Origin of the sequence: Lactobacillus melliventris, assembly GCF_042679465.1 — a bacterium.
Lineage (GTDB): Bacteria > Bacillota > Bacilli > Lactobacillales > Lactobacillaceae > Lactobacillus > Lactobacillus melliventris.
Genome location: NZ_JBHTMT010000001.1, coordinates 93,755 through 108,897, shown reverse-complemented (window position 1 = coordinate 108,897; position 15,143 = coordinate 93,755). Strand labels below are relative to the sequence as shown.

12 protein-coding genes are annotated in these 15,143 nt (G+C 38.2%); 2 read left to right on the top strand and 10 right to left on the bottom strand.

What is annotated here, in order from left to right; genetic code table 11:
* Positions 1-11: 11 nt before the first annotated feature.
* From carB to ACFQ32_RS00520, 6 genes are all read right to left on the bottom strand, one after another.
* Positions 12-3,194: a carbamoyl-phosphate synthase large subunit gene (gene carB, locus ACFQ32_RS00545; RefSeq protein WP_046325238.1), complete on the bottom strand. Its 3,183-nt coding sequence runs from the start codon at positions 3,192-3,194 to the stop codon at positions 12-14.
* Positions 3,187-4,272 (bottom strand): carbamoyl phosphate synthase small subunit, encoded by a 1,086-nt coding sequence (locus ACFQ32_RS00540; RefSeq protein ID WP_046325083.1) that lies wholly within the window; start codon positions 4,270-4,272, stop codon positions 3,187-3,189. Before ACFQ32_RS00540 ends, carB begins: the two co-directional genes overlap by 8 nt.
* Positions 4,273-5,547, bottom strand: coding sequence for a dihydroorotase (locus ACFQ32_RS00535; protein WP_046325084.1), 1,275 nt, complete (start codon positions 5,545-5,547; stop codon positions 4,273-4,275).
* The gene (locus ACFQ32_RS00530; protein WP_046325085.1) at positions 5,547-6,503 is read right to left on the bottom strand and encodes an aspartate carbamoyltransferase catalytic subunit; all 957 of its coding nucleotides are present in this window, start codon (positions 6,501-6,503) and stop codon (positions 5,547-5,549) included. Before ACFQ32_RS00530 ends, ACFQ32_RS00535 begins: the two co-directional genes overlap by 1 nt.
* Positions 6,504-6,647: 144 nt before the next feature.
* On the bottom strand, positions 6,648-7,190 hold the full coding sequence (gene pyrR, locus ACFQ32_RS00525; RefSeq protein WP_046325086.1) for a bifunctional pyr operon transcriptional regulator/uracil phosphoribosyltransferase PyrR: 543 nt from the start codon (positions 7,188-7,190) through the stop codon (positions 6,648-6,650).
* Positions 7,191-7,386: 196 nt separating this feature from the next.
* The gene (locus tag ACFQ32_RS00520; RefSeq protein ID WP_046325087.1) at positions 7,387-8,310 is read right to left on the bottom strand and encodes a dihydroorotate dehydrogenase; all 924 of its coding nucleotides are present in this window, start codon (positions 8,308-8,310) and stop codon (positions 7,387-7,389) included.
* A gap of 242 nt (positions 8,311-8,552) precedes the next feature.
* Here ACFQ32_RS00520 and pyrF point away from each other — a divergent pair, with 242 nt between their 5' ends.
* On the top strand, positions 8,553-9,260 hold the full coding sequence (pyrF, locus tag ACFQ32_RS00515; RefSeq protein ID WP_046325088.1) for an orotidine-5'-phosphate decarboxylase: 708 nt from the start codon (positions 8,553-8,555) through the stop codon (positions 9,258-9,260).
* Positions 9,260-9,895, top strand: a complete 636-nt coding sequence (pyrE, locus tag ACFQ32_RS00510) for an orotate phosphoribosyltransferase (protein WP_046325089.1) — start codon at positions 9,260-9,262, stop codon at positions 9,893-9,895. Before pyrF ends, pyrE begins: the two co-directional genes overlap by 1 nt.
* A gap of 92 nt (positions 9,896-9,987) precedes the next feature.
* Here the strand turns inward: pyrE and ACFQ32_RS00505 are convergent, their stop codons facing one another.
* The 4 genes from ACFQ32_RS00505 to miaA form a co-directional block, all read right to left on the bottom strand.
* Positions 9,988-11,172 carry an MFS transporter gene (locus ACFQ32_RS00505; protein WP_046325090.1) on the bottom strand — a complete coding sequence of 395 codons (1,185 nt, stop codon included), beginning with the start codon at positions 11,170-11,172 and terminating at the stop codon, positions 9,988-9,990.
* 254 nt (positions 11,173-11,426) lie between these two features.
* A complete protein-coding gene (gene glnA, locus ACFQ32_RS00500) occupies positions 11,427-12,764 on the bottom strand; it encodes a type I glutamate--ammonia ligase (RefSeq protein WP_046325091.1) in 1,338 nt (445 codons plus the stop codon).
* Positions 12,765-12,925: 161 nt separating this feature from the next.
* The gene (locus ACFQ32_RS00495) at positions 12,926-14,185 is read right to left on the bottom strand and encodes a methionine gamma-lyase family protein (RefSeq protein WP_046325092.1); all 1,260 of its coding nucleotides are present in this window, start codon (positions 14,183-14,185) and stop codon (positions 12,926-12,928) included.
* Positions 14,178-15,098: a tRNA (adenosine(37)-N6)-dimethylallyltransferase MiaA gene (gene miaA / locus ACFQ32_RS00490; RefSeq protein ID WP_046325093.1), complete on the bottom strand. Its 921-nt coding sequence runs from the start codon at positions 15,096-15,098 to the stop codon at positions 14,178-14,180. Before miaA ends, ACFQ32_RS00495 begins: the two co-directional genes overlap by 8 nt.
* Between the last annotated feature and the right edge of the window lie 45 nt (positions 15,099-15,143).

The window sequence follows — 15,143 nt, the reverse complement described above, 5'->3', positions numbered from 1 at the left end:
CTTATTAAATTTTATTTTATGCTTATTGTAGAAAACGAGCGGTTTTCTAAGGCAGTTAGAAGTGCACGGGCAGTGTCCAAGCTAGTAATTAAAGGAATATTTTGCTGGATAGCAGCTTGACGAATAATAAAGCCGTCAGAAGTTTTCGCCAAATCATGTCCCATAGTGTTTATAACCAAATCAATTTTCCCATTTTTAAACTCATTTAAAATATTAGTCTCACTGTGCTGATGAATCTTATCAACCAGAGTAATAGGTAAATGATTTTGTTTTAGGAAACTAGCCGTACCACTGGTAGCAAAAATACGATAACCAATTTGGGCAAATCTTTTGGCAATTGGTAATATTTCCTGTTTATCGCGGTCTTCAATGGTTAACAAAATGTTGCCACTGTCTGGTATTTGCATGTTGGCTCCTGAAAAAGCCTTATAAAGTGCTTTTGGAAAACTCAAGTCGCTGCCCATGACTTCACCAGTTGATTTCATTTCCGGCCCTAAGTAGCTATCAACATCTGAAAGTTTACTAAACGAGAAGACTGGTGCTTTAACACTAATCATTTTTGTTTCTGGTGCCAGACCATCTTTATAGCCTTGCTCCTTTAGACTTTCACCCATAATTACCCGAGTAGCAACCTGAGCCATTTCAATACTGGTAATTTTACTTAAAAATGGCACCGTACGACTGGCACGGGGATTAACTTCAATAATATAAATTTCTCCACCGCGCTCAATTAACTGCAAATTCATTATTCCACGGCAATTAAGCTTTAAAGCCAGTTTTTTGGTAATGTCAGCGATTTTTTGCTTAATGGCAGGTGAAAATGTTTGAGCCGGGTAGACGGCCATAGAATCTCCAGAGTGAACGCCAGCATGTTCAATATGCTCCATTATTCCAGGAATAAGTACTTCTTCTCCGTCACAAATAGCATCAACATCACACTCTCGACCATCGAGGTAGTCATCCACCAAAATTGGATGACTGCTGGCAATGTCAACATGGTTGTGCAAGTAGTCTTCAAGTTCAGGTTGGTTGTAAACAATTTCCATTGCCTTTCCACCTAATACATAACTTGGTCTGACTAAAACTGGGTAGCCCAGCTTCTCAGCTGCTTTAATAACGCCAGCATGTGTGGTAGTGGTGATTCCTTGCGGCTGCTTCAAACCTAATTCTTTTACTACTTGATCAAATAATTCTCGATCTTCAGCTCGATTAAGATCTTCTACGCTAGTACCTAAAATCTTGACACCATGTTTTTCCAAACCAGCGGCCAGATTGATTGAAGTTTGACCACCAAACTGAATAATTACACCTTCTGGCTGCTCTAAATCGCAGACGTTTAATACATCTTCTAAAGTTAAAGGCTCAAAATATAATTTGTCAGAAACGGAAAAATCAGTTGAAACAGTTTCGGGATTTGAATTAATGACAATAGCTTCATAACCCATCTTTTGCAAGGCTTTAACGCAGTGAACTGTGGCATAATCAAATTCTACACCCTGGCCAATGCGAATTGGACCTGAACCAACTACCAACACTGACTTCTTGGAAGTTTTCTGACTCTCATTTTCGGTATCATAAGTAGAATAAAAATAAGGAGTTTGAGAAACAAATTCACCTGCACAAGTGTCCACCATTTTATATACTGGCAGCAAATGATTTTGCTTGCGCAAAGTTCTTACTTTGTCTTCATCTTCATGCCACAAATTAGCGACTGTATGATCACTAAAGCCATATTTTTTAGCATTTTTAAGGACCTCTAGATCATCAGGATTTGCGGCAATAACTTTTTCTAAATCGACAATATGCTTAACAATATCTAAAAAGTAAAAATTAATTTTAGTTAATTCATGCAAGTCCGACATTGAATAACCCCGCCGGAAGGCTTCAGCTAAGTAGAAAAGACGATCATCCTGCGCTCTAACCAGTTTATTTTCGAGGTCTTCATCACTGGCTTTATGGGCTTCAACTGAATAAAAATCTTTTTGATCGATTTCCAGGGAACGAACGGCTTTTTGAAAGGCTTCTTCAGCCGTTCTTCCTATTGCCATAACCTCCCCAGTTGCTTTCATCTGCGTACCCAATTCGCGATTAGCTTTGGCAAATTTATCAAAAGGCCAGCGTGGTATCTTGCAGACAACATAGTCCAATGCTGGTTCAAACTCTGCAAAAGTAGTACCAGTGACTGGGTTTTTAATTTCATCTAAAGTCAGACCCACAGCAATTTTGGCTGCCATCTTGGCAATCGGATAGCCGGTAGCTTTGGAAGCCAAGGCAGATGAACGCGAAACTCTGGGGTTAACTTCAATGACATCATAATTAAAACTATTTGGATCTAAGGCTAATTGAACATTGCAGCCGCCCTCAATCTTTAGTGCCCGAATAAGCTTTAAGGAGCAATCACGCAACATCTGATATTCTTTGTCAGATAATGTCTGTGATGGTGAGAAAACAATTGAATCCCCGGTATGAATACCGACAGGATCAAAGTTTTCCATACAGCAGACAATCATGGCATTATCGTCATGATCTCTCATTACTTCAAATTCAATCTCTTTATAGCCAGCAATCGACCGTTCAATTAAACATTCGGTAACCGGAGACAGTTCCAAGCCATTTTTGGCAATTTTTGCAAGTTCAGCGCGATCATTACAAATTCCACCACCGGTTCCTCCCATAGTGAAGGCGGGACGGACAATAATGGGATATCCAATCTTATCTCCGAAATCTAAAGCTTCTTGGACTGTTTTAACACTGGTTGAAGGCGGAACTGGTTCACCCAGTTTTTGACAAAGTTCCTTGAATTTTTCTCTGTCTTCGGCCTGTTCAATTGAATCAAGTTTTGTTCCTAACAGTTCAATATTTAATTCGTCTAGAATGCCGCTTTTAGCTAACGATAAGGCCATATTCAAACCAACTTGACCACCTAAAGTAGGCAATATTGCATCAGGGTATTCCTTACGAATAATGCGGGAAACTGATTCAACAGTTAACGGCTCAATATAAACCTTGTCAGCAATCGTAGTATCAGTCATGATAGTAGCAGGATTAGAATTAACCAGAACCACTTCATAGCCTTCTTCACGTAAAGCCAAACATGCTTGTGTTCCAGAATAATCGAATTCTGCTGCTTGACCAATAATAATTGGACCTGAACCTATTACCATTATCTTTTTTATATCAGTTCTTTTAGGCATGACTTTCATTGTCCTTTCTTTGATCAATCATTTGCATAAAGTAATCAAAAATCCCTTCCTCGTCGTGCGGACCAGGGGTACTGTCAGGGTGAAATTGAACTGAAAAAGCGGGATATTTTTTATGCCGTAGACCCTCAATGGTCCCATCATTAACTTCTACATGAGTTACCATTAAATTTTCAGGATCAATTGAATCACGACTAACAGCATAACCATGATTTTGAGAGGTAAATCCAATATTCCCAGTAGCAATTTCACGTACAGGATGATTAAAGCCGCGGTGACCGAACTTCATTTTATAAGTTTTAGCACCATTGGCTAAAGCAAAAACCTGATGCCCCATACAAATACCCATGAGTGGTATTTTCTGCTCAACTTCCTGCACCATTTTAGCTGCATCCTTCATTTCAAGCGGATCGCCGGGGCCATTTGACAATAACACTCCATCTGGCTGCAAAGATAAAATTTTAGCAGCTGAAGTCGTGTAAGGCAGAACTATACAATTGCAGTCTCGCTTACTAAGTTCACGTAAAATACTGTTTTTCAAGCCAAAGTCGACAACAACAATATTACGTTTTGAACCCGGCACAGGATATGATTTTGCAGTTGAAACGCGCTTAACTACTCCTGCAGTATTTTTATTTGCTCTTAAATCAGCAGCAATTGCAGCAGCATTTTCCTTAGAATCGCAGATTTGACCCTTCATTGTGCCGTGCGCGCGCAGTTTTTTAACCAATTTTCTGGTATCAATTCCCTGAATTCCCGGAATATTTAAGCTCTTAAGAAAAGCGGGCAGAGTAGTCTGCATGCGCCAGTTGTCGGGATAGCGCGCAACTTGGTGACAAATCACCCCTTTTATTCCCGGTTCAAGTGATTCATAATCAGCTAGCGTAATGCCATAATTACCAATTAATGGGTTGGTAAATACCAGAATTTGATCGGCATACGACTGGTCCGTGATTGCTTCTTGATAACCGGTCATACCAGTGGTAAAAACGACTTCACCTTTGGTTACCCGATCTCCGCCAAAACCTTCACCTGCAAAAATGCTGCCATCTTCCAAAATTAAATATCTCATTTACTTTCCTCCCTTTTGAAAAACAATTTTGCCATCAACCATTGTTAATTCCGTTTGACCGAATACTAAATCTTGATTAAAAGGAGTGTTTCTTGCTTTGGATTTGAAGTCAGAACTATTGATAGCTGCTTTTTGCTCAAGATTAAAAATGGCAATATCAGCTGGTTGATTTATTGCTATTCTTCCTGCCTTTTTAAGACCAAAGGCCTTGGCTGGAGCGAATGTCAACCAATTTAATAACTGCTGTAATGTGAAAGTACCAGTTTTGACAAATTTGGTGTAAAGCTCACTAAAGGCTGTTTCGCTGCCTACAATACCAAACGCAGCATTTTTGAAGCCACCTTGTTTATCCTTTGCAGTATGTGGTGCATGATCAGTCGCAATCATGTCAATCGTACCGTCCAGTAATCCCGCTATTAGTGCTTTTTGATCTTCCCTGGTTCTTAAAGGTGGGTTCATCTTGAAATTGCTATCGTCTTTACTGATATTTTCTTCCCCCAATAAAAGATGATGAGGTGCCACTTCACAGGTAACATTAATACCATGACTTTTAGCAATTCTAATTAATTCAACACTTGTTTTAGTGGAAACGTGACAAACGTGGTAGTGAACCCCAGTCTTTTCTGCCAATAAAAGATCACGCGCAATTTGAGTAGTCTCTGCCAGCTCAGTAATTGGCTCCTGTTTAAGTAGCCGCGCTGTTGGCCCATCATTCATAACGCCATGATTAAAAAGAGAATCATCCTGAGCGTGCTCAGCTATCAGCAAATTATTTTTTCTAGCTTTTTGCATTGCCAAAAACATAGTTTGCGCATCCTGCACTCCTTTACCATCATTACTTAGCGCAACACAACCAGCCTTTTTTAACCCAGCATAATCAGGAATTTCTTTACTATCCTCATCAACTGTGATGGGTGCGTATTGCAAAATATGGACTAAACCAGCTTTGTGATTATTCTGGATCATTTTTGCCAGTAAATCAGGAGTATTAGGAACGGGGTCTACATTAGGCATTGCACAGACTGTAGTAAAACCGCCATGTGCTGCTGCCAATGAGCCAGTTCGGACGTCTTCTTTTTCAGTTTGGCCAGGATCCCGATAATGAACGTGAACATCAACTAGACCAGGGCTAACCAGTTTTTCTTGTGCATTAATCTCTTTTTCAGCTGTTAAATTTTTGCCAATTGCGGCAATCATACCATTTTTGATTAAAAGGTCGCTATGGACTATTTCTCCGCCAGTGTATATGTAACCATTTTTAATAACTGTTGCCATTAGGATAATCCTCCTAAATTGCGTCCCCGCATAACAGCTTCAATCATTGCCATTCTCATAAAGACCCCATTTTCCATTTGACGCACGAACCTACACTTTGGAGCTTCGACCAAATTGCCACTAAGCTCAACATCATGGTTAATTGGACCTGGATGCATAATAATGGCATCATCTTTCATAGCGTTATAGCGTTTCTGATTAATTCCGTATTTGTCATGATATTTTTTAGCATCAAATTTGGCTTCGTTAGGATCTCCTGCATGTCTTTCATGCTGCACCCGCAACAACATCATTACATCCATTTGAGCAACTAATTCATCTATCGGCAGATATTCACCATATTTGTCATATTGTTTGTCATACCAATAATCAGGACCTGAGAAATATACCTTTGCTCCTAACCTGGTTAAAAGTTCCATGTTACTTTTAGCTACTCTTGAATTAGTAATATCTCCTACTATGGCTACCTTGAGATCTTTAAAATGACCAAAATGTTCGTGGATTGTCATCATATCAAGTAAACACTGTGAAGGATGCTGACCGCTACCATCACCAGCATTTATCACACCAATATTAAGGTGTTGGTTTTTATTTGGATATATTAATTTCTCATAATATTCATTTTCCGAATGTCTGATAACCTCAAGGTCAATTCCCAGTGCTGCCATAATTAAAGAAGTATCATACAGAGTTTCACCCTTTTGGGTTGAACTATGAGCAGCATCAAAGGGAATGACTGTCAAACCTAATTTTCTTTCCGCCATTTCAAAACTGGTATGTGTTCTACTCGAATTTTCGAAAAACATATTAGTAACATAAACCGGTTGAGTTAAATGCGGGCGCGCTCCACCATTTTTAAAATATTCTGCGCGCTCGATAAGCGCCCCTACTTCTGCTACAGTTAAATTTTCGACACTGACAAATGATTTTAAGGTTACAAAATTGCTATTTTTCATTTTTTACTCTTTCCACAAAAATAAACCTGAAGCTTTTTAGCTCCAGGTTTACAAAAGGGTCTCTAGTTCAGTCGATGACTCAACAAAATAAACTCAAACCCTTCTGACCCTCTCTGGAGCCAATTAAACGGTTGAATTGATTTCTTATTGCGGCAATGGTTTTAATTCTACATTGTCTTTATTATCAATTTCTTCTACATGGACTGCAATTTCTTCATGTGAAGAAGTTGGAACATTTTTACCAACAAAGTCTGCTCGAATTGGCAGTTCACGGTGACCGCGATCAACCAAAGCAGCAACAGCAATGGAACTAGGTCTGCCTTTGTCCATCAAAGCATCCATCGCTGCTCTAATCGTTCGACCGGTAAAAATCACGTCATCAACTAAAATTACGTGCTTATTACTAATTTCAACACCTAATTCTTTAGAATTAACAACAGGATCCAGCTTCAATGATGCATCATGACGATCATCACGATATAAGGTAATATCAAGCTGACCTAGCGGTACATCAACACCTTCAAGTTTTTCAATTCGATCATGAATTCGTTGAGCTAAATAAACGCCACGAGTTTTAATTCCTATAAGAACTAAATTCTCAGTACCTTTATTGCGCTCAATAATTTCATAAGTAATTCTGGTTAGCGCTCTTTTCATTGCAGATGCGTCCCAAATTTCTTTTGTCATCTTTTTTCTCCTACTAGTGCTTTGCCCATAAAAAAACACTTAATCTGCCTGAGACTAAGCGTTTCGTAAAAGTCAATACTTAATTGAGCTTTCCTTACTAGCCTCTCGGGACTAACTTAAAAGGACATCTATTTAAATATACTTGCTAAAGCAATAGTTGTCAATAGTAAAGCTGCATATTGACAAGTCGGGTTTATTAATTGAATTCAACCTGTCCTACCAGTTCATTGATATCTTTGACTCCGAGTTTCTCTAAAAGCTGCGGCAATTGGTGTGCAATATGCGGGCAAGCCAAAGGGTCTTTAAAATGCGCACTACCTACTTCTACTGCGTTAGCGCCAGCCAGCATAAATTCCACTACATCTTCGGCTGAGCTAATGCCACCCATACCAATGATGGGCAACTGGGTATTTTTTCTTACCTGATTAATCTGGTATAAGGCAATTGGTTTAACAGCGGGACCAGAATAACCGCCATAATTATTTCCCAAAAGAGGTTTACGCGTTTCAATGTTAATGCGCATTCCGGTTATCGTATTGATCAGTGATAAGCCATCCGCACCGCCTGCTTCAGCAGCTTGTGCAATTGCAGTTATATCCGTTACATTTGGTGTTAACTTGACAAAAATAGGCAAGTTAACAACCTGTTTTATAGCAGCAGTTAATTCCGCAACTAATTCGGGATGAACTCCAAAGGTCATTCCACCTTGAGCAACATTAGGACAAGAGACATTAATTTCCAGGGCATCAACCATTTTGGACTGCGATAGTTTTTGCGCAACTTCAATATAGCCTTCTTTACTTTCACCACCGACACTGGCAATCAAAGGAAGTTGGGGATATTGTTTTTTGATTGCTGGTAATTTATTACCAATAACATTATCTACTCCTGGATTGGTCAATCCAACCGAATTTAAAACGCCCTTATCTACAACCGCGATCTGCGGTTGCGGATTACCTAAACGAGCTTTCGGGGTAGTCGTTTTAATAACTAGCGCCCCTAACTCATTCAAGTCAAATTTTTTTGCTGCTGGTACGTCACCAAATCCGAATGTGCCACTCGCCGGCATTACCGGGTTCTTTAAGTTAAGTCCGGGTAATTTAACACTAATATTGGTCATTTTATCCTCCCAAAATGTAAGCTCTCTGTCAGTACAATTATTTTGGCTATATTTTACACAATTTTTTCACCATTTCAAAATAAAATTTGGTTGTATTTTTTAAATAAAAATGGTAATCTCAATAATGATAAACTTTAAACGGTACAGAGAGACCGCAAGTTGAAAACATGACGCAAATTTTAGCTAGTCTATTTTGATGCACTCTCGTACCAAAATAGGCTTTTTTTTCGTGGAGGTTTTTAATGAAAAAAGCAGTATTTGTGGCTTTGGACTATGATAACCAAAAAGAAGTGCAAAATTTACTGGCAAATCTGGGTCGGCCTGAAGAAACCTACCTCAAAATCGGGATGGAACTTTATTATCATTATGGCGCAGATTTAGTTACCAGCCTGGTAAAACAAGGTTACCACATTTTTTTAGACCTTAAATTACATGATATTCCAAACACGGTATACCAAGCTGCAAGACAGATAGCGCATCTAGGTGTCTACTGCACAACCATTCATGCTTTAGGGGGCAGTGAAATGATTACTGCCGCCAAGAACGGTTTAAAAGATGGCACAGTTCAAGGTAGTGAGGTGCCAAAGTTACTAGCAGTAACAGAACTAACTTCAATTACTGCAAAAGTCTTGTCTACTGAGCAAAATTGTTCTTTGTCAATGCCTGAACAAGTTGTCAGCTTAGCCCAAACCGCAAAAAAGGCCGGAGCTGATGGCGTGATTTGTTCACCACTTGAGGTCAAAAATCTAAGAAAGCACTTTGGTTCTGATTTTTTATATGTTACACCGGGAATTAGATTAACTAATAAATCTAACGATGATCAAAAGCGGATTGCAACTCCACAGAAAGCCAAAGAATTTGGCTCCAGCGCAATTGTAGTTGGTCGTCCGATTACCCAGGCAAAAAATCCTGCTCAAATATATCATGAAATTAAAAAGGAGTTTGAATAATGTATCAAGATCAAATCATTAACAAGTTAGTTGAAAAGAAGATTATTACAATATCCCCTAACAAGCCTTACACTTATGCAAGTGGAATGTTATCACCTGTTTATACAGATCTGAGATTAACTGTATCTTATCCAGATTTACGCGACTGGATTGCCTCAGATTTAGCAGCTCTTATTAAAGAAAAGTATCCAGATGTAAGTATCATTGGCGGGGTTGCGACGGCTGGCATTCCTCATGCTGCGTGGGTTGCTGCTAAATTAAAATTACCAATGATTTATGTACGGCCAAAGCCCAAAGATCACGGTAAGGGTAAGCAAATCGAAGGTCTTTTTACTGAAAATGATCGGATTGTTCTAATTGATGATTTAATTACCACCGGTGGATCAGTTATTAACGCAGTGAAAGCCACTGAAAAAGAGGGTGGTCATGTGATCGGGGTAAGCTCAATATTCACCTATTATTTAAAGGATACCACAGCTAATTTTGCTCAAGCCGGTGTTGATTATAGTCCGCTATTAACATACCCAGAACTGCTGCAAAAAGAAAAAGAAATGAATTATATAAATGCTAATGAATACGAAGATTTAAAAACTTGGCATGAAGACCCGTGGGCATGGGGTGAAAAGTTTCAGTAAAAAGTAGTTTCAATATTTTAACATGCATTAAAAACTGGCTAAGTTTGCACAAAAAACAAGCTTAGTCAGTTTCTTTTTATTCAAAATTTAACTTAATGATGCCTAATTGCACTGTTTAGACGAGTACGGTAATGTAAATAGATCAATATCATAAATGGTATTAAAATTAATTGCACCAAATAAAAATATTCAGCTGGTAGCATATCATTCACAAAGCCCATGATTATCGGTCCAAAAGCCATACCAATATCTAGCCCCAAGTAAAATGTACTACTTGCTAGGCCCTGCTCACTAATTGGTGCCAAAAGCATTGCAGTTGACTGCAAAACAGAATACATTAAACCATATCCTACTGCCATAAAAGCAGCCGCCAGACCCATTAAAAAATTATTTTTCATTGTGGCCAATAAAATAAGATATATCAAAGTAGCTGCAACACTCACCCAAAACCATGTACCGAATTTGACAGTATCAAACAGATTTTTAAGTGTAATTCTAATAAGCAATAATACTACGGCATATATTAGAAAGTACGAGCCCACATTTATATTAAGATGCTGCTCTTCAGCATAAGTTACAAGGTCTGCCTGAGTGGCGAAATAAGGAAAAGCAAATAAGGTAGTAAGCATTGCTATGGGCAATACATTTTTTTGAATAATTTTAATGTGCAGTAATGAATTCTGTGCTTGAGATTTATTAATATTTTGCGGTTTTGCCTTATTTCCTACAAACTGAATCATAATGACCATTAAACATGCAGAAATGCCGGAAGCAATAATTGCTAACCGATACCCGGTTTTTTGATAAATATTAATTGCTAGCGCTGGAGCAATAGCCATGGCTAGGGCATTCATCAAGCCATAAAATCCCATCGCTTGACCGACATGAGCACGCGGTACCAAAAAAGCAAGCCAGGTAGTCATACAAACGGTGCAAAGAACGTAGCCCGAACCATTAATTAAACGAAAAAGAAGTAGCCAATTGCTTGTAGGCGCCAACACATAGCCAATTACTCCGACTACTATTAAAACTCCCCCAACCAAGGATAAACGATATTTGGAAAATCTATCCGTTAAATTACCAGCAATCGGGCGCAAAAACATCGCAGCAATACTCATAATTCCCACAATTATCCCCGCAAAAGTACTACTAGCACCTAAACTTTTGGCGTAACCATTGATTAAAGGATTTACAAACATCGTACTAAACATAAAAAAGAACGAAGCTGCCATAACTAATATTACGTCTTTAGTATATATTCGTTTTCTTTTTACCATTTTTACCTCTTATACTTAAAACCCAACTCATTTATTTTATCACTTAAATTCATTTGTTTTTTCCAACAGTTTATAATGAATATATTATTTTGCGTTTAATGCTAGTTTATTAGCTTTTTTATTCATCCGCTAAGCAGGTTGCTTATAAAAACTGTCAAAACAAAAATGCCAAGCTAACCATAGCTTGACATAAAGATCTTTAATTAATTTATTACCCAGATTCAGAAATAGTTTCTATACTAGAGCAAGTTAGTTTAGTAACCCATATAACGATTTCTTTCCCAGTCAGAAACCGTTTGAGTATATTGGGACCATTCCAATTCTTTAGAATCAATAAAGCTTTGAGTTAAATGTTCTCCTAAAGCGTCTTGAATTAACTTGTCTTTCTTAAATGCTTTAAGGGCATTATGCAAAGTCGAAGGCAATGGTTTAATCCCCATTTCATTACGTTGCTTTTCACTTAAAGTAAATAAATTGCAAGTAATTGGTTCCATCGGCATTTTTTCTTCCTTAATTCCTGCCATACCAGCACTTAAGCAAGCAGCCAAAAGCAAATATGGGTTGGCAGTAGGATCAGCTGAACGCATTTCAAGACGAGTATTCAATTCACCAGCAGCCGGTACTCGAACCATTGGTGAACGATTCTTTGAAGCCCAAGAAATATATACCGGTGCCTCAAAACCAGGAATTAAACGTTTATAAGAATTAACAGTGGGGTTACCGACAGCTGTAATTGCACGAGCATGTTCCAAAATACCATTTAAGAAGTACAAAGCCGTTTTTGACAAATGATACTCGTTGTTTTCATCATAAAAGGCGTTTTTATTACCCTTAAATAATGACATATTAGTGTGCATGCCATTTCCTGCTTGGCCTTGTAAGGGCTTAGCCATAAATGTCGCAAACAAGCCATGCCGCTTAGCAATCTCTCGTACGATCATTTTAAAAGTTTGAACACGGTCGGCCGTTGTTAAAGCATCATCAAACCTAAAGTCAATTTCCTGCTGACCGTCTCCAACTTCATGGTGAGCAGCTTCTACTTCAAAGCCGATACTCTCTAAAGTTTCAACAATATCTCGACGGCAGCTCGCACTTTCATCATTTGAAGTTAAATCAAAATATGAGGCATGGTCAGGAACTTCTGTCGTCCAGTTGCCGTTTTGATCAAGTTTAAGTAAATGAAATTCCGCTTCAAACCCGATGTCAAAAGCCGTAAAACCCATTTCCTTCATTTGGCCAATGATTCTTTTGAGATTATTACGTGGATCTCCAGCAAAAGGTTTACCATCTGTGGTATGAACCGAACAGGTTAAACAGCCAATTTTACCACCTGTGCTGTCATCCCAAGGTAAAACGGACCAAGTGGAAAAATCAGGATATAATATCATATCACTTTCTTCCAAACGAACAAATCCGTCGATTGAAGAACCATCAAAGCGGACATCATTACTCAAAACTTTGTCTAGCTGACTATTTGGAACTTCAACTGCTTTAAGAGTTCCGTTAATATCTGTAAAAGCTAGTCTAATAAATCTGACATCTTCTTCTGCTACACTTTTTCTGATGTCATCTGCTGAAATTTTCTTTGTCATGCTTCTCCACCTAAAAAATCATACAATAATTGGTATAGTCTTAATCGGAATTATATTCCTCATTTAAAACTAGATATAAGATTAGCAAATGATTAAATCATTGTAAAGTGGTCTAACACAAAATATTAAAACTTTACCAAAGTTTTACTTTACATTTATGATTATCTATTATTTGTTTTGAAAAATAATTCGTTAACTGCATTAGTAATCGCTATTTTCACATGGGCATAGGTCAATCCACCTTGCATATATAAAGCATATGGTGGCCTGATTGGGCCATCTCCTGAAAATTCAATGCTGGCACCCTCAACGAAGGATCCATCTGCCATGATTACCTGATCCTCATAACCGGTGTCATTACTTGGTATCGGATCCACAAATGAATTAATGGGCGAGTTTTCCTGTAAAGCTTTAGCGAACCTGATCATTTTATCTTTATTATGAAAAATAACAGTCTGAATTAAGTCGGTTCTGTCTTCATTCCATTTAGGAGAAACTTCTAAGCCCATCTTTTCTAAAAGTGCAGACGCATAAATTGCACCCTTAATGGCATTGCCAGTAACGCTCGGAGATATAAACAAGCCTTCAAAATAATCTAAATTGTTATTTAAGCTGGCACCTTCTTCTCTACCTATTCCGCCAGCTGTAAGACGGACCGCTGTGTTTTCAATTAATTCGTGTTTACCAACAACATAACCACCAATTTTAGCCAGGCCACCACCAGCATTTTTGATTAAAGAGCCTGCCATTAAATCAGCACCATATTCTGTAGGTTCATGTTTTTCTGAAAATTCCCCATAACAATTATCAACAAAAATAATGCTCTTAGGTGAAACCTCCCTAATCATAGCAATCATCGGCTTAATCTTACTTACAGTGAAGCTAGGCCTAGTATTATAACCACGTGAACGCTGGATGACTACCATTTTAGGTTGATGATCTGCAAGTAATTTGCGGGCTGAAACAAAATCTACGCTGCCATCAGGTAATAAATCAACGTGAGAGAATTTTACTCCATATGCTTTTAAACTACCTCTGCCATTACCGGCAATTCCGATAACTTGTTGCAAAGTGTCATAAGGCATACCGGTTAAGTACGTTAATTCATCTCCTGGCAGTAAATTACCAGCCATGGCTGTAGCCAAAGTGTGAGTGCCAGAAACAAATTGTGAACGTACTAAAGCATCTTCCGTATGAAATATTTGGGCGTAAATACGATCAAGTTTATCTCGTCCGCTGTCATCTGAACCATAACCGGTACTGCCAATCAAGTCTGATTCTGCAACAGCCTTGTCTTTAAAAGCCTGCAGAACTTTATTTTGATTAAAAAGAATATTTTGCTCAATTTTTGCCAGCTGCGGCTCAATCTTTTTATCAATATCAGCTACAATTTCTTGTAATTCTTTTGGCCAATTATTCATTTAACCATTCCTCAACTTTCTGTAAAATCTCTTGCAAACAATTTTCATCAGCTAAAGGATCAAACCAGTAAACGGGTAACTGGTGGTGAAAATACGTCAGCTGTCTTTTAGCATATCTTCTTGAAGCTCTTTTTAAATTTTTAATACAATTTTCCAGATTATCCTGACCAGCAAAATAAGGGAAAAATTCCTTATAGCCAATAGCCTGTAAGATAGTATATTCTTTATCACGATTTTGATAGATAAAACGAGCCTCGTCGAGTAAGCCCTCGTCCATCATTTGTTCAACACGTTTATTAATCCTAGAGTAAATTTCTGAGCGTGCAGAATTCAATCCAATAATAAAATACTGGTATCGCGGCTCAATTTTGTCCTGTTGTTCTGAAAACTTATGTCCTGTACGATCAATTACCGTTAAAGCTCTTAGAACTCTACGTGAATTGTTTAACGGAATTTTTTGAGCAGCTACTGGATCGCGTTTTTTTAGTTCTCGCCAAAGCTCCGCCTGATCAGTTTTATTTAAATAGTCCTGCCATTTATCTGATATAGCTGCACTTTCTTTACTCGGCTCACCTAATTGCATTTTATTAAGCAAAGCATTAACGTAAAAGCCCGTGCCGCCAACCAACAATGGCACTTTATTTTTCTGCACTATTTGCTCAATAGCTTTTTCTGCTTGCGTGACAAAATCAACTACTGAATAAGGTTTAAAAATTGTTTGAGTGTCGACCAAATAATGGGGTACTAATTTTTGTTCTGTAGGAGTTGCCTTAGCGGTTCCAATTCCGACCTCTCTGTAGACCTGCATGGAATCACCTGAAATTATTTCAGCGTTAATTTTCTGAGCAAGCTCAATTGCCAAAGCAGTTTTACCAATAGCTGTCGGCCCGACGAGAGCTAAAACTTTTTGCATAATCACATTCTCATTCATGAATAACATAGAAAAAACACGTTTGGT